This window comes from Lysobacter sp. Root983 (assembly GCF_001429345.1).
Lineage (GTDB): Bacteria > Pseudomonadota > Gammaproteobacteria > Xanthomonadales > Xanthomonadaceae > Lysobacter.
The window spans coordinates 71,989-94,052 of the sequence record NZ_LMJO01000019.1; the positions used below are offsets into that span (position 1 = coordinate 71,989).

General features: G+C 71.2%; 15 protein-coding genes. 9 read left to right on the top strand and 6 right to left on the bottom strand.

What is annotated here, in order from left to right:
* Positions 1 to 48 precede the first annotated feature (48 nt).
* The 5 genes from ASE43_RS19660 to ASE43_RS19680 are packed head-to-tail and all read right to left on the bottom strand — an operon-like array spanning position 49 to position 3,139.
* Positions 49 to 330: an STAS domain-containing protein gene (locus tag ASE43_RS19660; RefSeq protein WP_056177307.1), complete on the bottom strand. Its 282-nt coding sequence runs from the start codon at positions 328 to 330 to the stop codon at positions 49 to 51.
* Positions 331 to 332: 2 nt separating this feature from the next.
* Positions 333 to 989, bottom strand: a complete 657-nt coding sequence (locus ASE43_RS19665; RefSeq protein ID WP_056177305.1) for an ABC transporter substrate-binding protein — start codon at positions 987 to 989, stop codon at positions 333 to 335.
* A complete protein-coding gene (mlaD, locus tag ASE43_RS19670; RefSeq protein ID WP_057161652.1) occupies positions 986 to 1,564 on the bottom strand; it encodes an outer membrane lipid asymmetry maintenance protein MlaD in 579 nt (192 codons plus the stop codon). Before mlaD ends, ASE43_RS19665 begins: the two co-directional genes overlap by 4 nt.
* Positions 1,565 to 1,601: 37 nt before the next feature.
* Positions 1,602 to 2,351: an MlaE family lipid ABC transporter permease subunit gene (locus ASE43_RS19675; RefSeq protein ID WP_056177300.1), complete on the bottom strand. Its 750-nt coding sequence runs from the start codon at positions 2,349 to 2,351 to the stop codon at positions 1,602 to 1,604.
* Positions 2,351 to 3,139: an ATP-binding cassette domain-containing protein gene (locus ASE43_RS19680; RefSeq protein ID WP_056177298.1), complete on the bottom strand. Its 789-nt coding sequence runs from the start codon at positions 3,137 to 3,139 to the stop codon at positions 2,351 to 2,353. The genes ASE43_RS19675 and ASE43_RS19680 overlap by 1 nt, the downstream gene beginning before the upstream one ends.
* Before the next feature lie 464 nt (positions 3,140 to 3,603).
* Here ASE43_RS19680 and recC point away from each other — a divergent pair, with 464 nt between their 5' ends.
* Genes recC through recD form a run of 3 tightly spaced genes read left to right on the top strand, consistent with a single transcriptional unit; the run spans position 3,604 to position 12,415 of the window.
* Positions 3,604 to 6,948: an exodeoxyribonuclease V subunit gamma gene (recC, locus tag ASE43_RS19685; protein WP_057161653.1), complete on the top strand. Its 3,345-nt coding sequence runs from the start codon at positions 3,604 to 3,606 to the stop codon at positions 6,946 to 6,948.
* Positions 6,945 to 10,601, top strand: a complete 3,657-nt coding sequence (locus ASE43_RS19690; protein ID WP_082607397.1) for an exodeoxyribonuclease V subunit beta — start codon at positions 6,945 to 6,947, stop codon at positions 10,599 to 10,601. The genes recC and ASE43_RS19690 overlap by 4 nt, the downstream gene beginning before the upstream one ends.
* Positions 10,598 to 12,415, top strand: coding sequence for an exodeoxyribonuclease V subunit alpha (gene recD, locus ASE43_RS19695; protein ID WP_082607398.1), 1,818 nt, complete (start codon positions 10,598 to 10,600; stop codon positions 12,413 to 12,415). Before ASE43_RS19690 ends, recD begins: the two co-directional genes overlap by 4 nt.
* 262 nt (positions 12,416 to 12,677) lie before the next feature.
* On the opposite strand, the gene ASE43_RS19700 is transcribed toward recD, so the two are convergent.
* Positions 12,678 to 13,763 (bottom strand): LysR family transcriptional regulator, encoded by a 1,086-nt coding sequence (locus tag ASE43_RS19700; RefSeq protein WP_056177292.1) that lies wholly within the window; start codon positions 13,761 to 13,763, stop codon positions 12,678 to 12,680.
* 167 nt (positions 13,764 to 13,930) lie between these two features.
* Between ASE43_RS19700 and ASE43_RS19705 the strand changes: the two genes are divergently transcribed.
* The 6 genes from ASE43_RS19705 (at position 13,931) to ASE43_RS19730 (ending at position 21,996) form a co-directional block, all read left to right on the top strand.
* Entirely contained in the window at positions 13,931 to 14,200 is a 270-nt protein-coding gene (locus ASE43_RS19705; RefSeq protein WP_056177290.1) for a DUF2798 domain-containing protein, read from the top strand.
* Complete coding sequence (locus tag ASE43_RS19710) at positions 14,197 to 15,138, top strand: SDR family oxidoreductase (protein WP_056177289.1); 942 nt, start codon at positions 14,197 to 14,199, stop codon at positions 15,136 to 15,138. Before ASE43_RS19705 ends, ASE43_RS19710 begins: the two co-directional genes overlap by 4 nt.
* Entirely contained in the window at positions 15,135 to 16,361 is a 1,227-nt protein-coding gene (locus ASE43_RS19715; protein WP_082576406.1) for an efflux RND transporter periplasmic adaptor subunit, read from the top strand. Before ASE43_RS19710 ends, ASE43_RS19715 begins: the two co-directional genes overlap by 4 nt.
* Before the next feature lie 172 nt (positions 16,362 to 16,533).
* Complete coding sequence (locus ASE43_RS19720) at positions 16,534 to 19,701, top strand: multidrug efflux RND transporter permease subunit (protein WP_056177287.1); 3,168 nt, start codon at positions 16,534 to 16,536, stop codon at positions 19,699 to 19,701.
* Positions 19,702 to 19,801: 100 nt separating this feature from the next.
* On the top strand, positions 19,802 to 20,539 hold the full coding sequence (locus tag ASE43_RS19725; RefSeq protein WP_057161654.1) for an SDR family oxidoreductase: 738 nt from the start codon (positions 19,802 to 19,804) through the stop codon (positions 20,537 to 20,539).
* Positions 20,533 to 21,996 (top strand): efflux transporter outer membrane subunit, encoded by a 1,464-nt coding sequence (locus ASE43_RS19730; protein WP_056177283.1) that lies wholly within the window; start codon positions 20,533 to 20,535, stop codon positions 21,994 to 21,996. Before ASE43_RS19725 ends, ASE43_RS19730 begins: the two co-directional genes overlap by 7 nt.
* Positions 21,997 to 22,064: the final 68 nt, after the last annotated feature.

A 22,064-nucleotide genomic window follows, 5' to 3' on the forward strand; every position in this document is an offset into this window, starting at 1 on the left:
CCCGGCCATGTCCCTGAGGCGATGGCGACCGCAACGGTGTGTTCGGGATCAGCTGGAAAAGCCCAATCCCTCGTCGAGTCGGTACGCGGCACGCAGCTCGGTCAGGCCGGGCGGGGTGCCGATCACGCTAACGCCGGGCGCGCGCGCGGCGAGTTCGGCCAACAGCGCCAGACCGGCGCTGTCGACCTCGCTGACCGCGCTCAGGTCCAGCCGGCGCAGGTCCTTCAACAGCGGCTGCGCCTGCCGCCACAACGCCGCCACCGCCGCGCGCTCGAGCGCGCCGGCGAACACCAGCGCCTCGCCTTCGCGTCGGACCGTGGCCGCGCTCATGCTCAGTTGCCCTGGGCCTGGGCCTGCAGACGGCCGGCCTGGATGTCGGCGGCCACCTGGGGGATGGTCTTTTGCTTGAGCGGGGTGTCGAACTGGTTGCGGAAGGTCTGCACGAAGCTCACGCCTTCCACCATCACGTCGAACACCTTCCAGTTCGCGCCGACCTTGCGCATCAGGTAATCCACCGGCACCGGCTCGCCGCCCTGGCGCAGGTATTCGCTGGACACCTTGACGATAGCGCCGCCGCGCAGCGGAGTCTCGGACTTGATCCGCACCTGCAGCTTGGCGTTGAAGTCCAGCAGCGAGGAACCGTAGCGCTGCATCAGGCTGGTGCTGAGCGCGTCGGCGAACAGCTTGACGTCGGCGTCGGAGGCGCCGCGGCCGTGCGCGCCCAGGACCAGGCGCGCCGCGTAGTCGCGGTCGAACATCTGGTTGAACTCGGTGGCGATGAACTTGCTCAGCGCGCCGCGGTTCTTGGTGAACTCGGCGCGGCGCGCCTCCAGCGTGCTCAGGATGCGGGTGCTGTTGCTCAGCACCATCTGGCTGGGCGATCCGGCCGGCGCGGTCGCGGCCGGTTGCGCGGACTGCGCGAACACGATCGCCGGCGCGGCGGCGAGCAGCGCCGAGGCGATTACGAGGGAAATGAGGTTGCGCTTCATGGCTTGCTCTCGTCGTGGGTGGGGGCGGCGTCGCCCTTGGGGGCATCGCCTTGTAAATACGCCGGCACGTCTTCGGCGGCGGGGGTCGCGGCTTCCTTCTTGTCGCCGCCCTGGGCGCCGCCACCGCTGAACATGTATTTGCCGACCAGCTGGATCAAGTCCACCGCCGGCTGGGTCAGGAAGATCTCGTCGCCGGGCTTGAGCGGCTCCGGATCGCCGCCCGGGGTCAGGCCGATATAGCTCTCGCCCAGTAGGCCGCTGGTGAAGATGCCGGCCGAGGTGTCGGCGGGCAGGTCCTTGTACTGGCTGTTGATCGCCAGGGTGACCTTGGATTCGAAGGTCTTGGGGTCGAGTTCGATGTTGGCGACCTGGCCCACCGCAACGCCGCCGATCTTGACCGGCGCGTTCGGGCGCAGCGCGCCGATGGTGGTGAAGCGGGCCTTGAGCGCGTAGCTGTCGCCGCCGAAGCCCCACTTGCCGTTGGTGGAGGCGATCGCCAGCACCAGCAGCGAGGCCAGGGCGAGCAACAGGAACGCGCCGACGGCGAATTCGATGCGGGGACTGCGGACGGACATGAGGTGGGTCTCCGAAACTCTATGCGCGGGCGATGCTTTACTTAAACAACAACGCGGACATGACGAAGTTGAACATCAGCACCAGCAAGGACGCGTTGACCACCGCCTTGGTGGTCGCGACCGAGGTGCCTTCGATGGTCGGCTCGGCGTGGTAGCCGACGTAGGCCGCGACCAGCGCCGCGATCGCGCCGAACACGCCCGACTTCAACAGGGCCACGCAGAAGTCGTCGACGAAATCGACGTTGTCCTTCAGCGCGGGCCAGAAATAGCCCGGGTCCAGGCCGATCACATGCACCGCTTCCAGATAGCTGGCGGCGATCGCGAAGCTGCAGAAGAAACCGGTCAGCAGCGGCACGCTCAGCACCGCGGCCCAGAAGCGCGGCGCGACCGCCTTGCCGACCGGGTCGATCGCCATCAGGCCCAGCGCGGTGATCTGGTCGGTGGCGCGCATCAGGCCCAACTCGGCCGCGATCGAACTGCCGGCGCGGCCGATGAACAGCAGCGCGGTCAGCACCGGGCCCAGTTCGCGGTACAGCGACAGGCCCAACAGGGTGCTCAGCGAGTTGCTGGCGCCGAAGGTGGCGAGCGTGCGGTAGCCCTGCAGGGTCAGCACCAGGCCCACGAACGCGCCGCCAACGGCGATGATCGGCAGCGAACGTGCGCCGATCTTGTAGATTTCGCGAATCAGCTCGCGGAAAAAGTCCGGAGTCGGCTTGGAGGCCCGGAACACCGACAGGGTGAACAGGCCGGCGCGGCCGAGCTGGCGGGTGGCGTCGACGAAGGCCATCACGCGGCCTCCGCCGTGCGCGGCGCGGCGTCGAACGCGATCGGCCCATCGGGCTGGCCGCGCAGGAACTGCTGCACCAGCGGGTCGCTGCTGGCTTCCAGGTCCGCCGGGGTGCCGGAGAAGACGATGCCGCCGTTGGCGATCACGATGGCGTGGTCGGCCACCGGCAGGGTTTCGTGCACGTGGTGGGTCACGATGATGCTGGTCAGGCCCAGGGTGTCGTTGAGGCGGCGCACCAGGCTCATGACCACGCCCGAGGCGATCGGGTCCAGGCCGGTCAGCGGTTCGTCGTAGATCATCAGCGGCGGGTCCAGGGCCAGCGCGCGCGCCAGCGCGACCCGGCGCGCCATGCCGCCGGAGAGTTCGCGCGGATAGGCGTCGGCGGCCGCGCGCAGGCCGACCGCGTTGAGCTTCATCAGCACCAGACGGCGGATCAGCGCGTCAGGCAGATCGGTATGCGTGCGCAGCGGCAGGGCCACGTTCTCGGCCGCGGTCAGGTCGGTGAGCAGGCCGTTGCCCTGCAGCAGCACGCCCAGGCCCTTGCGCAGTTCGAGCAGCGCGCGCGAGGGCCGCGGCACTTCGCGGCCCAGCACTTCGACCCGGCCCGCGGCCGGCGCGAGTTCGCCGGTCAATGCCGACAGCAGGGTCGACTTGCCGCTGCCCGAGGGGCCCAGCACCGCGACGATGCTGCCGCGCGGCACCGACAGGTTGATGTCGCGCAGCACGGCGCGGCCGCCGCGATCCAGTCGCAGGTCGGTCAGGCGGACGATGGGCGTTTCGGTCGTCATGCTGGGGGGCGTCATCCGGAGAGGTGCGGCCGCACGCGGCCCGCGCGGGGTCGCAAGTTTCGGCAGCTTGGCGGGCTGAGGCTGAACGGGGGATGCAGTGCGGTCATTGTCGCAGGTTCGGCGGCGACGCTACGCAAGGCGGTGTCGTCATCGTGTCGGCCGATCCTGGACGGCCCGGATTAAGAAGGTTTTAAGCGCCGTGTTCCAGCCGGTCGCGTCGTCACTGTCGATCCGCCATCCCCGCGAAGGCGGGGATCCAGTGACTTCAGCGCGTGTGCCGGCGTCGTGCGCGAATGGCCGAGACAGATGATTTCCACGGCGCTATGGCGGTCGCGTCGCCAGCGGCAGGTCGACCAAGTCACTGGATTCCCGCCTTCGCGGGAATGACGAATCGGGGTGACGCGGGTCGTCGTAGCCAGTCCCGATTCTCCATTCCCCAATCCCGATTCCGGCAAGATGTCGCGATGCCCGGCCGTCCCGACTTCCGCCTCTACCACTCCAATGCGCTGGACGTGCTGGCTGGACTGCTGGCACAGGAACTGCGCACGTCCGTGCCCGGGCGGTCGGTGCTGGCACCGGAGGTGGTGCTGATCCCGCAGGTGGCGATGCGGCGCTGGTTGCAGGCGACCCTGGCCCAGACCTACGGGATCGCCGCCAACCTGGAATTCCTGACCCCCGGCGAGTTCGTGCAGCGCGCGTTGGACGCCAACGTGGCCGGCATCGAGGACGACATCGGCGCCGAGGCGCTGCGCTGGCGGCTCTATAAGGAACTCTCGCATCCGGCCGCGCTGCGTGAACCGGCGCTGGCCGAGCTGCGCGCTTATCTGTCCGGCGCCGACCCGCTCAAGCCCTGGTCGCTGGCCGGTGAGCTGGCGGGCCTGTTCGAGAAATACCAGGCCTGGCGCCGCGACTGGCTGCGCGCCTGGGACCAAGGCCAGGACCGCGACGATGCTCAGGCCGCGCTGTGGCGCCGCGTCGCCGGCGGCAGCCGCTACCGCGCGCGTCGCATCGGCGACTATCTGGCGCGCTACGGCGGCGACGGCGCGGAGGTGCCCGAGGGCTTGCCGCCGCGTTTGTTCGCCTTCGCCACCCTCAACGTCTCGCCCGACGTGCTGCGCGTGATCGCCACCCAGGCCCGCGCCGGCGTGCTGCATTTCTATCTGCCCACGCCCAGCCGCAAGTACTGGGGCGATCTGGCCAGTTACGGCGAACGCCTGCGCCTGCTCGATGCCGACGCGTCGGCGCAGGACGCGGACGAGAACCCGCTGCTGCAGGCCTGGGGCGCGGCCGGTCGCGACTTCATGGCGGTGCTGGGCGGTTACGAGGTGGTGCACCCCTCGGGCGAGATCGCGGCCTACGCCGACCCCGAAACCGACCCCGCCGACGATCCCGCGCGCGACAGCCTGCTGCGGCGCCTGCAGCGCGACCTGCTGCATCGGCGCGCGCCGGCGGTGCCGGGCTGGCGCGCGGCGGTCGATAGCGCCGACCCCAGCCTGCAGGTGCATGCCTGCCACACCCGCCTGCGCGAGGTGCAGGTGCTGCACGATCAACTGCGCGGCCTGCTCGAGGACCCGCGCTTCGATCCGCCGCTGCAGCCGCGCGAGATCGCGGTGCTCGCGCCCGACATCGATCCCTACGCGCCGCACATCGCGGCGGTGTTCGGCGGCCTGGCCGGGCGCCCGGGCTTCATTCCGTATGCGCTGGCCGACGTGAGCCCGCTCGCGGCCGAGCCGCTGGCCGACGTGTTTCTGCGCCTGCTGGCGCTGCCGGTGTCGCGCTTCGGCCTCAGCGAGATCCTCGACCTGCTGGCCGCGCCGGCGATCGCCGCCGCCGCCGGCCTGGATGCGCCGGCGCTGGAGCGCCTGCACACCTGGTTGCACGAGGCCGGTGCGCGCTGGGGCATCGACGACGCCCACCGCGCACGCCACGACGCTCCGGCCGACGACGCTTACACCTGGCGTTTCGCTCTGGATCGTCTGCTGATCGGGCACGCCAGCGGCGCCGACGAGGCCATCGCGGGCGTCGCGCCCTATACCGAGCTCGAAGGCAGCGCCCTGGACGCCCTGGACGCGCTGATCCGCTTGCTGCGCGTGCTGGCGCGCAACGAACGCGCGCTGAGCGCGGCGATGCCGCCGGCGCAGTGGCGCGACCGCCTGCTCGGCTTGCTGCAGGCGCTGCTGCCGCGGCGCCCGCACGACGCCGGCGATCAACGCACCCTGGAGCGCCTGCGTCTGCTGGTGGAGACCTTCGCGCGCGATGCCGCCCGCGCCGGCTTCGATGCGCCAGTGCCGGCCGAGGTGGTGCGCGCGCATTTCCGCGCCGCCCTCAGCGAGGCCGACACGCGCGCGCCGCTGCTCACCGGCGGCGTGAGCTTCGGCCGCATGGTGCCGATGCGCCTGATCCCGTTCCGCGCGATCTGCCTGCTCGGCATGAACGACGGCGACTACCCGCGCCGCGATCCGGTCGGCGGCCTCAACCGCCTGGCCGCCGAGCTGGGCACCGCCGCGCGCCGCCACGGCGACCGTTCGCTGCGCGAGGACGACCGTTTCCTGTTCCTGCAGTTGTTCGTGGCCGCCTCCGAGGTGCTGTACCTGAGCTACCTGGGTGCCGACCCGCGCGACGGCAGCCTGCGCGAGCCCTCGCCGCTGGTGTCGGAACTGCTGGACGTGGCCGCGCGCTACCACCAGGCACCGGACGTCGCGCGCGCCGCGCTGACCGTGCGCGAGCCCTTGCAGCCGTTCTCGCCGGCCGCGTTCGGCGCCGGCGACCACGGCGAGGCCGCGCCGGAACCGCGCCGCTACAGCTATCGCGGCGAGTGGCAGCCGGCCGCGCAAGCGGGCGGCGAGGCCCGCATCGAGCTCGGGCCCTGGATCGACGGGCCGCTGGCGCCGATGGATGCGACCGCGCCGGCCATCGCCCTGGCCGATCTGCGCGCCTTCCTGCGCGATCCGCCCGGCGCCTTCCTGCGCCAGCGCCTCAACCTGCGCCTGCCCGACGCCGGCGCCGCCGTCGACGATGTCGAGCCGCTGCTGCTGCCCGGTCGCGGCCTGCAGCGCCAGCAACTGCAGTACGCGGTGTACGAGGCCCTGCTGGCCGGACGCGGTGAGGATCTGCAGGCGCAACTGCGCGCGCGCGCCTTGCTGCCGTCCGGTCCGCTGGGCCGGCGCCAGCTCGACAGCCTGCTCGCGGAAGTGCGCCCCTATGCCGAGGCCTTCGCGCAGTGGTGCGAACAGCAGGCGCCGCAGTCGCAGCACTTCGAACTCGAGCTCGGTGCCGGCCGCCTGCACGGCCGCGTCGACGATCTCTACGCCGCCGGGCTGGCGCGCCTGCGCTTCGGCAAACTGCACGGGCCCGCGCAGATCGCCCACGGGCTGGACTGGCTGGTGCTGTCGGCGCTGGGCGATGCGCGTCCCTTGGCGCAGTTCGCGGAGGCCGCCGGTGGCGTCGGTCCGCAGCTGCGCGCCGCCGCATCGCCCGCGCGGGCGCGCGCCGCGCTGGACGCGCTGCTGCGTCTGCGCGCGCACGGTCTGCGTGAGCCGCTGCCGTTCCTGCCGCGCGCCGGCTGGCTGTGGTACGCGGCCGATGCGGAGGGCCGCGACGCCTGGAACCAGGCGGCGCTGCAATGGCACGGCGGCACTCACAGCTGGAGCGAAGCCGAGGCCAGCGGCGCGCGCCTGGCGTTGCGCGGCCGCGACCCGTTCGCCGCGGCGAACGCGGACGGCGCCGACCTGGCCGAAGAATTCCGCGCGATCGCGCGGCTGGTATTCGACGCCGTGGTGCATGCGCGCAGCGAAGAGGACGCGCGATGAGCGGGCATACGCGCGATCTGTTCGACGAGCTGCCGCCGGCGCCCGAGCCCGGCGCGGACGACGCCTACCTGCGCCTGCCGCTGCACGGCCTGCAGCTGATCGAGGCCAGCGCCGGCACCGGCAAGACCTACACCCTGGCCACTTTGGTCACGCGCCTGGTGATCGAGCGCGGCCTGCGCGTGGGCCAGATCCTCGCGGTCACCTTCACCGACGCGGCCACCCAGGAACTGCGCGAGCGCCTGCGCAAGCGCCTGCTGCTGGCCGCGCGCATCGCCGCCGACGATCCGGCCCTGGCCATCGGCGAGGACGACGGCGAACGCGCGGTCACGCGCGCGCTGATCGCCGCGCGTTTGCGCGAGGAAGCCCCGTCGGCCTTGCGCGCGCGCCTGGCCCGCGCCGCGCGCGAGATCGACCTGGCCGCGGTGGTGACCATCCACGGCTTCTGCGCGCGCGTGCTCAGCGAACACGCGCTGGAGACCGGCCAAGCCTTCCTGGCCCCGGAGATGATCGGCAGCGATCGCGACCTGCGCGACGAGGTCGCGGTGGATCTGTGGCGCTCGCTGGGCACCGACGCGGTCGCGGCCGAACTGCTGCAGGCGCGCTGGCCCGCCGGTCCCGCCGCCCTGGCCGCCGACCTGGGGCCGCTGCTGCGCGCCGCACGCCTCAAGCCCGCGCTGCCCGCGCCCACGCCCGATCCCTTGCCGCTGCTGCAGGCGCGCGCGGCCGCCCTGCGCGAGCGCTATCGCCAGCACGGCGCACAGGCCTTCAACGATATCGAAGCCGCGATGGCCGCCAAGGTGCTCAACGGCCAGACCTGGCGCGCCGAATTGCCGGGCGCGCTGCGCGAGGCGCTGACGCGCTGGTGCGCGAACGAAGACGCCGCCGCGCGCATCGAGCCGCGCATCGACCGCATGACCCCGGCCGCGCTCGCCGAGCGCACCAACAAGGGCAAGCAGGCGCAGACCCCGAGCTCGCCGCTGTTCGTCGCCATCGCCGACTATCTCGAGGCCGCGGCCGCGCGCGCGCAATGGCTGGACGCGCAGGGCCTGGCCCTGGTCCACCGCGTGCGCGAGGAAGCCGCCGCGCGCCTGGCCGAGCTCAAGCGCGTGCGCCGCGTGCAGACCTACGACGATCTCATCGACGGTGTCGCCCAGGCCTTGAGCGGCCCGCATGCCGGCGCCCTGGTCGCGCGGCTGCGCGCGCAGTACGCCGTCGCCCTGGTCGACGAATTCCAGGACACCGACGCGCGCCAGTGGGCGATCTTCGAACGTGTGTTCGGGCCCGACGGGCGCGAAGGCGGCAGCCTGTTCGTGATCGGCGATCCCAAGCAGGCGATCTACGGCTTCCGCGGCGGCGACGTGCACACCTATCTGGCGGCCGCGGCCCAGGCCGAGCTGGCGCCGCCGCTGCTGCGCAATTTCCGTTCGCGGCCGTCGCTGCTGCGCGCGGTGCAGGCCCTGTACCAACGCGCGGGTGCGGACGCCTTCGTCGACGCGCGCATCCGCTTCCTCGCAGTCGAGCCCGGCGGCAGCGTCGCCGACGCGGCCCTGTCGCGTCACGGCCGGCGCGCGCCCGCGCTGACCCTGCGCCGCCTGCCCGCGCCCGACGACGGCGTCGCCGCGAAAAGCCGCGCGCAATGGAGCGCACCGGAGTCGCGCGAGCTGGCCACGCGCGCCTGCGTGGCCGCGATCCACGCCTGGCTCGCCGACGCGCGCGCCGGGCAGGCCACGCTGGACGGGCGCGCGCTGCAACCGGCCGACATCGCCGTGCTGGTGCGCAGCCACGACGAGGCCGCGCGCATGCAGCGCGCCCTGGTCGCCGCCGGCATCCCCGCGGTCGCGGCCGGACGCCAGAGCGTGTTCGCGACCGAGCAGGCCCTGGAGTTGCTGGCGCTGTTCGAGGCCCTGCTCCAACCCGGCGATCACGGCCGCCTGCGCGGCGCCCTGGCCAGCGTGTTCCTGGGCCTGGACGCGCGTGCGATCGCGCGCATGGACGCCGAGGACGCCTGGCAACGCGACTGGCAGCTGCGCGCGCTGGAATGGCGCGAACGCTGGCAGCGTCACGGCCCGCTGGCCCTGGTCGCCGACCTGTGCGCGCAGCAGGCGCCGCGCCTGCTCGCCTTGGGCGACGGCGAACGCCGCCTGACCAATCTGCTGCAATTGGGCGAAGTGCTGCAGGAGGCCGACGCCCAGGCGCTGGGCCTGCACGGCCTGGTCGATTGGCTGCGCCTGCGCATCGCCGAGGCCGACGACAACGACGAACAACAGCAGCTGCGACTGGAATCGGACGCGCGTCGCGTGCAGATCCTGACCCTGCACAAGAGCAAGGGCCTGGAGTTCGGCCTGGTGTTCCTGCCGTTCGCCGCGATCGGTCGCGAGCCGCGCGGCGGGCGCCATTGCGAGTACCCCGACGACGACGGCCGCGTGCTGCAACTGGAAGGCGAGCACGACGACGCCGGCACGCCGGCCTGGAGCGAAGCGCGAATCCGCAGCGCCCGCGAGTCCGCCGCCGAGGATGCGCGCCTGCTCTATGTCGGCCTGACCCGCGCCCGCCACGCGCTGTGGCTGGCGACCGGGCCGCTGTACCTGAGCGCATCGACGCCGCTGGCGCCGATGCTGGATGCGCCCGAGGCGCTGGACAGCGGCGACGCCGGCGATATCGAGATCGACGATCGCGCGCTGGAGCCGCGCCCCGCGCCGCTGCCTGCGATCGCGCCCGCGGCGGTGCCGCCCGCGCGCAGCCTGCGCCGCGGGCTGCCGCGCGATTGGTGGGTGCACAGCTTCACCCAGCTCACCCGCGAGGACGCCGGCAGCAGGGTCCAGGACGAACACGGCGCGCAGGACGAACCCGAGCCGCTGGCGTTGCCCGCGCCCAGCGAGCTGCCGATCGACGCGATGGAGCTGCGCTTCTCCGGCAGCCGCTTCGGCAACGCCGTGCACACCGCGCTGGAGCGCTGCGACTTCGCCGCCTGGGGCGATTGGCGCCGCCTGGGCGCGATACCCGACGGACAGGAGGCGCTGCTGCGCACGGCCCTGCACGAACAGGGCTATACCGAGGCCGACGTCGACGACGGCGGCCTGGACACGCTGGCGCGCCTGGTCGGCGCGACCCTGACCGCGACCCTGCCCGAAGGCGCGCGCCTGGCCGACCTGCCGCCGGCCGCCTTGCGCGCCGAGATGGAATTCCATTTCGCGCTCAACGATGCCTCCACCACGGCCCTGCTGGAACTGCTGCACGCCCACGGCTGGCTGCGCGCGCGCCAGGCCTTCGGCCATCGGCGCCGGCTCGATGGCCTGATGACCGGCAAGATCGACTTGGTCTACGCGCATGCGGGGCGCTATTACCTGCTCGATTACAAGACCAACCGTCTGCCGTCCTACGACGCGGCCGCGATCGAACGCGCGATGGACGACAGCGAGTACACCCTGCAATCGTTGATCTACACCTTGGCCCTGCACCGCTGGCTGCGCTTCCGGCTCGGCGCCGACTACGACTACGCGCGCGATTTCGGCGGCACTCGTTATCTGTTCTGCCGCGGTCTGGATCCGATGCGATCCGATGAAGAAGGCGCGGGCATCCACGCCGAGGTGCCGCCGCGCGCGCTGGTCGAGGCCTTGGACGCGCTGTTCGGCGGCGCGGGTGGCGCGCCATGAACCTGCTCGACGCCCTGCTGCGGCGCGGCTTGGTGCGCAGCGTCGATCACGCGCTGGCGCAATCGCTGCGCCGGTTGGATCCGACCACGCCCGAGCTGGTGCAGGCCGGCGCCGCGCTGGCCGCGCGCGCGATCGCCGATGGCCATGCGGCGTTCGATGTCGCCCGACCCGGCGAGGACATCGGCGCGGCGGTGCTGGTCGAACCCGCGCAATGGCTGGCGGCGTTGCGCGCCTCGCCCTGGATCGCCCAGCCCGGCGACGACGGTATCGCCGATCCGGGCGCACCGCTGGTGCTGGAGCGCGGTCTGCTCTATTTGCGCCGTTACCGCGAATACGAACGCCGCCTGGCCGCGCGCCTGCGCGCGCTGGCCGCGCAAGCGCCGCCGCCGGCCGACACCGCCGCGCTCGCGCCCCTGTTCGCGAGCTTGTTCCCGCACGCACGCGACGGCGACCGCCAGGCGCGCGCGGCCGCGCTGGCCTTGGCGCGTTCGCTGCTGCTGGTCACCGGCGGGCCCGGCACCGGCAAGACCACCACGGTCGCGCGTCTGTTGCTGCTGTTGATCGCGCAGGCGCAGCGCGCGGGCGCGCCGCCGCCGCGGATCGCGCTGGCGGCGCCGACCGGCCGCGCCGCCGAACGCATGGCCGAAAGCCTGCGCGCCGCCGCCGCCACCCTGCGCCTGCTGCCCGGCGTCGACCCGGCCTGGTGCGATGCGCTGCCGGTGGAGGCGCGCACCCTGCATCGTCTGCTCGGCAGCCTGCCCGACAGCCCGCGCTTCCGCCACGACGCGCGCGATCCGCTGGCCTACGACGCGGTGGTGATCGACGAAGCCTCGATGGTCGATCTGCCGCTGATGTGCAAGCTGGTCGAGGCCGTGCCCGACGGCGCGCGCCTGATCCTGCTCGGCGACCGCGACCAACTGCCGTCGGTGGAAGCCGGCGACGTGCTGGCCGCGATCGTCGACGCGGCCGGCGAAGACGAGGCGCTGCCGGCGCCGATCGAACGCCTGCTGCAACCGCTGCTCGGCGAGGGGCCGATCGCGGAAACCGCCGCCGCGCCGCTGGCCGGCCACCGCGTGCACCTGCAACGCGGTTACCGCCAGGCCGACAGCCTGGACCTGGCGCCGCTGGCCGAAGCCACCCGCGCCGGCGATGCCGACGCCGCGCTGGCCCTGCTGCGCGACGGCGCGCTGCGCGGCGTGAGTTTCCACGAGGACGCGATCGACCCGCTGGCCGGTGCCGGCCGCGAGCGCCTGCTCGGCGAATGGCGCGCGTTGGCCGCGGTCGACGATCCCCTGCAGGCCTTGGCCCTGGCCGGCCGCGTGCGCCTGCTGACCGCGCTGCGCGACGGTGCGCAGGGCGCCGCGCCCTTGAACGCGCGCATCGAAGAGGCGCTGGCCGGCAGTCATCGCGCGGCCTACTTCCATGGCCGTCTGCTGCTGATCACCGAGAACAGCTACCGCCACGGTCTGTTCAACGGCGACATCGGCGTTTGTCTGCGCCCCGCCGACGGCGAGGGCAGCGTGGTCTGGTTCGCCGGCGGCAGCGAAGGCGTGCGCGGCTATTACCCGGCCGCCTTGCCCGCCCACACGGGCGCGTTCGCGATGACCGTGCACAAGGCCCAGGGCTCGGAGTTCGACCGGGTGTGGCTGCAACTGCCGCGCGCGGATGCGCGCAGCCTGTCGCGCGAATTGCTCTACACCGGCATGACCCGCGCGCGCCGCGAGCTGCATCTGTGCGCGAGCGAGGCGGTGCTGCGCGCGGCCTTGTCGCGGCACGCGATGCGGGTGTCGGGCTTGGCGGCGCGCTTGCGCTAGCCCCGCTCCCGCCACTAGCCGTCCCTTCTCCCGCTTGCGGGAGAAGGTGCCCGAAGGGCGGATGAGGGCAGCGCATGAGCTTGAAGCCACGCGCCTGCACCGACCCTCACCCCGCCAGCGGGAGAGGGGCTAAAGAAAGAAGGAGCACATCGGACTGGTAGGGCGCGGCGACAACCGCACCGGCGCGGCCGGCCGGGTATGGCGATGGTGCGGTTCGCTACGCTCACCGCACCCTACGACCGTAGTCGCATTCGAAGCCGGCTCAGGCCAGCTCCGCATCCTCGCTGTCGTGCACCGCGCCTGCCACGATCGCATCGACCTCGACTTCCGGCGAGGCCTTGCTGGGGCGCTGCTTGGCGACCTTGGCCAGCTCGGCCGCGATCGCCGCCGAGGCGTCCTCCGAGGCCTTGCGGAAGCGCTGGCGGTCCGGGCACAGCACCTGCATGTAGTCGGCGTCGAAGTTCAGCCGCTCGACCAGGAAGTCGACGAAGGCGCGCACCTTGGGCGACTGCACCTGGCCGCGCGGGAACACCGCGTTGAAGTCCATCTCCGGCCCGGTCCAGCCGGCCAGCACGCGCTGCACGTAGCCTTGTTCGGCATAGGCCTTGACGGTGACGTCGCTGGCCAGCATCAGGCCCTCGCCGCACAGCAGCGCGCCCTTGAGCGCGCCCGGGTCGTTGGCCACCAGCACCGGATCGACGCGGTAGTCGATGCTGCGGTCGCCGTCGCTTAGCGTCCACACGTAGGCGCCGTTGCGCCGCGACTTCTGCATCGCCAGTGTACGGTGATGCTGCAGATCGTCCGGGTGCAGCGGTTCGCCGTGGCGGGCCAGGTAGTTCGGGCTGGCGTAGACCTGGGTGCGGAACACCGCCAGGCGGCGCGCGATCAGGTTGGAGTCGGGCAGCTCGCCCACGCGCAGGGCGACGTCGATTTCCTTGTCGATGATGTCCAGCGGTTCGTTGGTCAGCAGCATCTCCAGGCGCACCTCGGGGTGGCGGGCGTGGAACTCGCCCAGCAGCGGCGCGATCCAGGTGATGCCGACCGAGTAGGGCGCGGTGAAGCGCAACCAGCCGCGCGGGCCGCCCTGGAGCTGGCCGACCGCGCTTTCGGCCTCGTCCAGCTCGCGCGCGATGCGCTGGCAGTGCTCGTAATAGATGTTGCCGGCCTCGGTCAGGCCGAGCTTGCGGGTCGTGCGATGCAGCAGCTGCGCGCCCAGGCGCGCCTCCAGGTCCTGCACCTTGCGGCTGACCGTGGTCTTGGGGAGCCGCAGCGCACGCGCCGCGGAGATGAAGCTGCCGTGCTCGACCACCTTGACGAAGATCAGGGTGTCGTTGAGATCGCGGGCCATGGGGGACTCCGGATGTGGGATGACGGGAGGGGCCGTCTCGGGACTGGCTAGGGGGCCGAGCCGGGCATTAGCCCGATGTCGGGACAATTATTCCCTGAATCAACGGCTAATCAAGTGCCGTTCGTGCGCCTAGTCTTTGTCGCACACCCGGAACCCCCTGCCGCCCCATGTTGACCGCCCGCCAAGCCCGCCTCGCCTTCCTGCCGCTGATGATGATAGCGATGTCAGCCTTGATCGTGCTGGCCGCCATCGTGTTCCGCCAAGGCCTGTCCGAAGGCACGGAAGAGGCCTGGATGCTGGCCTGGGTGCTGGCTTTCACGGTCGCCCTGCCGACCGCGATGCTGGTGCTGCCGGCGATCGGCGCCCTGCTGTCCCACCACACCCGCCGCGAAACCATCCCGCTGATGGGAGAAAAAATCCCGGGAGCGGGACAATGAAATCCCCCCTGGTGATCCTGGGCGCCACCGGCGGCGTCGGCCGCGGCGTGGTCCAGGCCGCGATCAAGGCCGGCTGGCCGGTGATCGCGGTGGCCCGCGGCGGCCGCGAGCTCAAGCTGTTGCGGGCGGCCTATCCCGAGGCCGACCTGACCGTGCTCAGCGGCTCGGTCGCCAGCGACGCCGACGGCGCCAAGCTCGCGCGCGCCCTGCGCAAGCTCGGGCGCCCGCTGGCCGGCGTGGTCGCCGCGGTCTGCGGCAGCAACGAGCGCGGCCGCCTGCTCGATCACCCGGCCGCGTTCCTGCGCCGCAAGCTCGACGAAGACCTGCTGCCGCACCTGGCCGCCGCCCGCCACCTGCTGCCGCTGCTGGCCGAGGGCGACCGCGGCGGCAGCTACGTGCTGATCGGCGGCCCCGGTAGCGAACACCCCTGGGCCGGCTACGGCCATCGCTCGATAGGCGCGGCCGCGCTGCGCATGCTGGCGCGCGTGCTGCACGACGAAGCCCGGCAGATGTCGGTGCGCGTGCAACTGCTCGCGGTCGACATGCCGGTGCGCACCGAGCTCAACGGCTGCCATGCCTGCCCGGAATGGCCCAGCGCCCTGTCGATCGGCCAGCGCGCGCTGGCGCTGATCGAACAGGCCGAACAACGCAGCGAACCGGCGCGCGCCATCGTCACCTACGCGCGCGCGCTCGGCCCCGGCACGCTGCCTTCTTATGCGGTCGATCTGTCCGACGACATCGACCGCGAACCCGCACCGCCCGCGGCCCAGACCGCGCGCTTGCAGCCAGCCGCCGCCGAATCGACGACGCCAGCGACCGCTACGCAAGATCCGGATAGCCCCGTCGACTCCAAAACGCAACGCTGTCTGCAAGACGCACGCGCGCTGCTGAAAGCGATCACCACTTCGAAAACCAACCAGGAACCCTCCCCACAATGAGCCCTCGCAAAGTCCTCGCCCGCTCCGGCCGCGCCGGCCCCGGGCTCCCCGTACTCGCGCTGGCCGCGAGCGTCGTCATTGCGCTGGCCATGGCCGGCTGCGGCAGCCAGGCCGCCGAATCCGGTGGTGGCGGCATGCCGCCGCCGGCGGAAGTCAGCGTGGCCCAGGTGCTGAGCAAGCAGGTCCGCCAGTGGGACGAATTCACCGGCCGCGTCGCGGCGGTGGAATCGGTCGAACTGCGCCCGCGCGTCAGCGGTTACGTCGAGCGCGTCGCCTATAAGGAAGGCCAGGAGGTCAAGAAGGGCGATCTGCTGTTCGTGATCGACCAGCGCCGCTACCGCGCCGAGCTCAACCGCGCCCAGGCCCAACTGGAACGCGCGCGCGCCGAAGCGCGCCTGGCCCAGACCCAGGACCAGCGCGCCCAGACCCTGGTCGAAGCCAAGGCGATCTCGCGCGAAGAGTTCGAGACCCGCCGCGCCGCGACCACTCAGGGCAACGCCGGCGTGCGCGCCGCCGAAGCCGCGGTGGCCTCGGCCCAGCTGGACCTGACCTTCACCGAAGTGCGCGCGCCGATCAGCGGCCGCGCGGGCCGTGCGCTGACCACCGTCGGCAACCTGGCCCAGGCCGATCAGACCCTGCTGACCACCCTGGTCTCGCAGGATCCGATGTACATCTACTTCGAAAGCGACGAGCAGACCTACTCGCGTTACAACGACCTGGCCCGCAAGGGCGAGCGCGCCGAGAATAAGAACCCGGTCCGCGTCGGTCTGGCCAGCGAAGCCGGCTATCCGCACGAAGGCGCGGTCGACTTCACCGACAACCAGGTCGATCCGACCACCGGCACCATCCGCGCCCGCGCGGTGGTGGCCAATCCGGACCGGATGTTCACGCCCGGCATGTTCGCGCGCGTGCAGCTGGAAGGCAGCGGCGACTTCAAGGCCATGCTGATCGACGACAAGGCCGTGCTCACCGACCAGGACCGCAAGTACGTCTACGTGCTCGGCGCCAAGAGCGAAGCGGTCCGCAAGGACGTGGTGCTCGGTCGCATGATCGACGGTCTGCGCGTGGTCCAGTCGGGCCTGGCGCCGACCGACAAGGTGATCGTGCACGGCGTGCAGAAGATCTTCTTCCCCGGCGCGCCGGTGGCCCCGAAGACCATCGTCATGGGCGCATCCGCGCCGGTGCCGGGTCAGCCGGTCGCCAGCACCGCCGGCGCGAAGTGACGCACGACCGTATGACTGCGGACCGCTAGCCGAACACCAAGCACAGGCAGGCCGCCGACGCCCCGCACGCGCGGGCGTCGGCCGCCTTCCGGCCAGGTTTCCGCAATCAAGGCCGACGCCGCGGCGTCGGCCGGGGACTCATGCGGCTACATGCCGCACCAAGGAATCCGTTATGGACTTTTCCAAATTTTTCATCGATCGGCCGATCTTCGCTGCCGTGCTGTCGATCGTGATCTTCGCCGCCGGCCTGATCGCGATACCGATCCTGCCGATCAGCGAATATCCCGAAGTGGTACCGCCCTCGGTGATGGTGCGCACGGTGTACCCGGGCGCCAACCCGAAGGTCATCGCCGAAACCGTCGCCACGCCGTTGGAGGAAGCGATCAACGGCGTCGAGGACATGATGTACATCAAGTCGGTCGCCGGTTCCGACGGCGTGCTGGCCATCACCGTCACCTTCCGCCCGGGCACCGATCCGGACGATGCGGCGGTGCGCGTGCAGAACCGGGTCAGCCAGGCGCTAGCGCGACTGCCCGAGGACGTGCGCCGGCAAGGCGTGACGACCCAGAAGCAGGCGCCGGTGTTCCTGATGGTGGTGCACCTGACCTCGCCCAACGGCAAGTACGACACCCTGTACCTGCGCAACTACGCCCGTCTGCACGTCAAGGATTCCCTGGCGCGCCTGTCCGGCGTGGGCGATGCGCAGATCTTCGGTGGCGGCGACTACGCCATGCGCGTGTGGCTGGACCCGGACAAGATCGCCTCGCGCGGTCTGACCGCCAGCGACGTGCTGCGCGCCATGCGCGAGCAGAACGTGCAGGTCTCGGCCGGCCAGCTCGGCGCCGAGCCCATGCCCAACAGCGACTTCCTGACCCTGATCAACGCCAAGGGCCGTCTGCAGAGCGAGGAAGAGTTCGGCAACATCGTGGTCAAGAGCGGCAACGACGGCGAGATCGTGCGCCTGTCCGACGTCGCCCGTCTGGAACTGGGCGCCGGCGATTACAGCCTGCGTTCGCAGCTGGACGGCAAGAACGCGGTCGGCATCGGTATCTTCCAGTCGCCGGGCGCCAACGCCCTGGAGATCCAGGAGCAGGTGATCGCCAACATGGATCGCCTGTCCAAGAGCTTCCCGGAAGGCATCAAGTACGAAGCCGTCTACGACACCACCATCTTCGTGCGCGATTCGATCAAGGCCGTGGTGACCACGCTGCTGGAGGCGATCGCGCTGGTGGTGCTGGTGGTGATCCTGTTCCTGCAGACCTGGCGCGCCTCGATCATTCCGCTGCTGGCCGTGCCGGTCTCGGTGGTCGGCACCTTCGCCGCCCTGTACCTGCTCGGCTTCTCGATCAACACCCTGACCCTGTTCGGCCTGGTGCTGGCGATCGGCATCGTGGTCGACGACGCGATCGTGGTGGTGGAGAACGTCGAACGCAACATCGAGGAAGGCCTGACCCCGCTGGCCGCGGCGCATCAGGCGATGAAGGAAGTGTCCGGCCCGATCGTCGCGATCGCGCTGGTGTTGTGCGCGGTGTTCGTGCCGATGGCGTTCCTGTCGGGCGTGACCGGTCAGTTCTACAAGCAGTTCGCGGTGACCATCGCCATCTCGACGGTGATCTCGGCGATCAACTCGCTGACCCTGTCGCCGGCCCTGGCCGCGCGTCTGCTCAAGCCGCACGGCGCCGCCAAGGATGCACCCTCGCGTCTGATCGATCGTCTGTTCGGCTGGATTTTCCGTCCGTTCAACCGCTTCTTCGCCTCCAGCTCGCAGAAGTACCAGGGTGCCGTCTCGCGCGCGCTAGGCAAGCGCGGCGCGGTGTTCGTGGTGTACGCGGTGCTGCTGGTCGCGACCGGCTTCATGTTCAAGCTGGTGCCGGCCGGCTTCATCCCGCTGCAGGACAAGCTGTACCTGATCGCGGCGGTGAAGTTGCCGGAAGGTTCCTCGATCGCGCGCACCGACGCCTTGCTGAAGAAGGTCACCGACATCGCCGGCAAGATCGACGGCGTGCAGAACACCATGGCCTTCCCGGGCTTGAACGCGGTGCAGTTCACCAACACGCCCAACACCGGCGTGGCGTTCCTGCCGCTCAAGCCCTTCAGCGAGCGCAGCCGTAGCGCGGTGGAGATCACCGCCGAGCTCAACCAGAAGATCGGCGGCTTCCAGGAAGGCTTCACCTTCGCCCTGATGCCGCCGCCGATCCTCGGCCTGGGCAACGGCGCGGGCTACCAGATGTTCATCGAGGACCGCAGCAACCTGGGTTACGGCGCGCTCCAGAACGCGGTCAGCGCGTTCCAGGGCACAGTCATGCAGACCCCGGGCATGGGCTACGCCAACAGCACCTACCAGGCCAACGTGCCGCAGCTCGACGCCGAAGTCGACCGCGTCAAGGCCAAGGCGCAAGGCGTGCCGCTGACCGAGTTGTTCGACACCCTGCAGACCTACCTGGGCTCGGCCTACGTCAACGACTTCAACCAGTTCGGCCGCACCTGGCAGGTCATCGCCCAGGCCGACGGTTCGTTCCGCGACAGCGTCGAGGACATCGCCAACCTGCGTACCCGCAACGACCGCGGCGAGATGGTGCCGATCGGTTCCATGGTCAGCGTCAAGCAGACCTACGGCCCCGACCCGGTGCTGCGCTACAACGGCTACCCGGCCGCCGACATCGCCGGCGACGTCGATCCGCGCGTGATGTCCTCGGCCCAGGCCATGGACGTGGTCAAGGACGTGGCCGCCAAGGTGCTGCCGCACGGCATGGAAATCGAATGGACCGACCTGAGCTACCAGCAGGCCAGCCAGGGCAATGCCGCGCTGATCGTGTTCCCGCTGGCCATCCTGCTCGCGTTCCTGGTGCTGGCGGCGCTGTACGAAAGCTGGACCCTGCCGCTGGCGGTGATCCTGATCGTGCCGATGTGCATGCTGTCCGCGCTGCTCGGCGTGTGGCTGACCGGCGGCGACAACAACGTGTTCGTGCAGGTCGGTCTGGTCGTGCTGATGGGCCTGGCGTGTAAGAACGCCATCCTGATCGTCGAGTTCGCCCGCGAACTGGAACTGCAGGGCAAGGGCATCATCGAAGCCGCGCTGGAAGCCTGCCGCCTGCGTCTGCGTCCGATCGTGATGACCTCGATCGCCTTCATCGCCGGCACCGTGCCGCTGGTGCTGTCGCATGGCGCCGGCGCGGAAATCCGCTCGGTCACCGGCATCACCGTGTTCGCCGGCATGCTGGGCGTGACCCTGTTCGGTCTGTTCCTGACCCCGGTGTTCTACGTCGCCCTGCGCAAGCTGGCCGGCAGCAAGCCGCTGGTCAACCACTCGGCCGATCACGCCGCCTCCGCGCATGCCTGATCGGCGCACGCCCACGATGCAAGGCCTGGCGGTGGGCTCCTCCACCGCCGGGCCCTCGGACCGGATCCGGTCCGTCCCCCACGAATCAAGGAACTCTCCCATGGCTAACCCACACGCTTCCAAGATCGCGCTGGTCACCGGCGCCACCCGCGGCATCGGCCTGGAGACCGTGCGCCAGCTCGCCGGCGAAGGCGTGCACGTGCTGCTGGCCGGCCGCGATCGCGGCAAGGCGGTCGAGGCCGCGCTGCAGCTGCAGGCCGAGGGCCTGCCGGTCGAAGCGATCGCGCTGGACGTCACCAGCGACAGCAGCATCGCCGCCGCCGCCGCCGAGGTCGCCGCCAAGCACGGCCGCCTCGACATTCTGGTCAACAACGCCGGCGTGTTCCGCGACGACGGCCAGCTCAAGCCCTCGCAGCAGAGCCTGGACATCTGGCTGGAAACCTTCAACACCAATCTGTTCGGCCTGATCGCGACCACCCAGGCCTTCCTGCCGCTTCTGCACAAGGCGCCTGCCGCGCGCATCGTCAACGTGTCCAGCATCCTGGGCTCGATCGCGCTGCACCAGGATCCGGCCTCGCCGATCTATCACTACAAGGTGCCGGCCTACAACGTGTCCAAGACCGCGGTGAACGCCTGGACCGCGCACCTGGCCTACGAGCTGCGCGACACCCCGCACAAGGTCAACACCCTGCACCCCGGCTCGGTGAAGACCGACATGAACGCCAACGGCGACATGAGCATTCCCGACGGCGCGCGCACCAGCGTGCGTCTGGCGCTGATCGACGAAGCCGGCCCCAACGGCGGCTACTACCACCTCGAGGAATCCCTGCCATGGTGATCCGTACCCTGGCGCTCGGCGTCGCCGCGGCGCTGCTGAGCGCGTGCGCGGTCGGCCCCGACTACGTGCGCCCGACCCTGGCCACGCCGGACCACTTCGCCCACGCCGGCGAAACCGCCGTGGTCGCCGCCACCGCGGCGTCCACCACCGCCAGCCCGGAAACCGACGTCGAGTTCTGGCGCGGCTTCAACGACCCGATGCTGACCCAACTGGTCGAAGAGGCGCTGTCGGCCAACCACGACCTGCGCATCGCCCTGTCGCGCTACGACCGCGCCAACGCGCTGCTGCGTGGCGCCAAGTTCGATCGCTTCCCGACCCTGACCGCCAGCGCCAACGCCCAGGACGCGCGTTCCAGCAGCGACCAGCTGCCGGGCGTGCCCGCGGCCGGCCGCGACAACGAAAGCTACAGCGCCGGCGTCAACGCCAGCTGGGAGCTCGATCTGTGGGGCCGCGTGCGCCGCAACGTCGAGGCCCAGCGCGCCGATACCTGGGCCACCGCGGCGGATCTGCAGGCCCTGCAGGTCACCATCGTGGGCGAGGTCGCCAGCGGCTACGTCGAACTGCGCGGCCTGCAGGAACGCCTGCGGGTGGCGCGCGAGAACGCCGACAACCAGCGCGAGACCCTGCGCCTGGTCGACGCGCGCTTCAGCGCCGGCCGCGGCACCGAGTTCGATACCTCGCGCGCCCGCGCGCAGCTCGAAGCCACGCTGTCGCGCGTGCCGGCGCTGGAAGCCCAGGTCGCCGTCGCCATGCACCGCCTGGCGGTGCTGACCGGCCGAACCCCCGACGCCTTGATCGCCCAGTTGGAACCACAGCAGCCGCTACCGGCCTTGCCGGCGCTGCTGGACGCGGGCACGCCCGGCGATCTGCTGCGCCGCCGTCCCGACGTCGCCGCCGCCGAGCACCGCCTGCACGCATCCACCGCGCGCATCGGCGTGGCCACCGCCGACCTGTTCCCGCGCTTCACCCTGGGCGGGCTGATCGGCAGTCAGGCGATCGACAGCAGCGCGCTGTTCGAACGCGCCAGCGAAACCCGCCTGGTCGCACTCGGCATCGACTGGTCGTTCCTGGACATCGGCCGCGTGCGCGCGCGCATCGCCGCCAGCGATGCCGACGCCGCCGGCGAACTCGCGCGCTATCAGCAGGCCGTGCTGCTGGCGCTGGAGGACACCGAGAACGCGCTGGTCCGCTACGGCCGCGCGCGCGTCGAGGACGGCCACCTGGAACGCGCCGCGATCGACAGCGCCAAGGCCGCGCAGCTCGCACGCGTGCGTTACGAGGCCGGTGCGGCCGACCTGTTCGAAGTGCTGGACGCCGAGCGCACCCAACTGCAGGCGCAGGACGCCTTCGCCGACGGCCGTACCCGCAGCGTCACCGGCGCGGTCGCGCTGTACAAGGCCCTGGCCGGCGGTTGGTCCTCGCGCACGCCCCTGCGCGAAGACGTGGCCTCGCGTTGAGTTGACGGTTTTGCGGCGGTCGGCCCGGCCGTCGCACGGCCCGCCTCCTGGTGGCGGGCCGGTTTTAC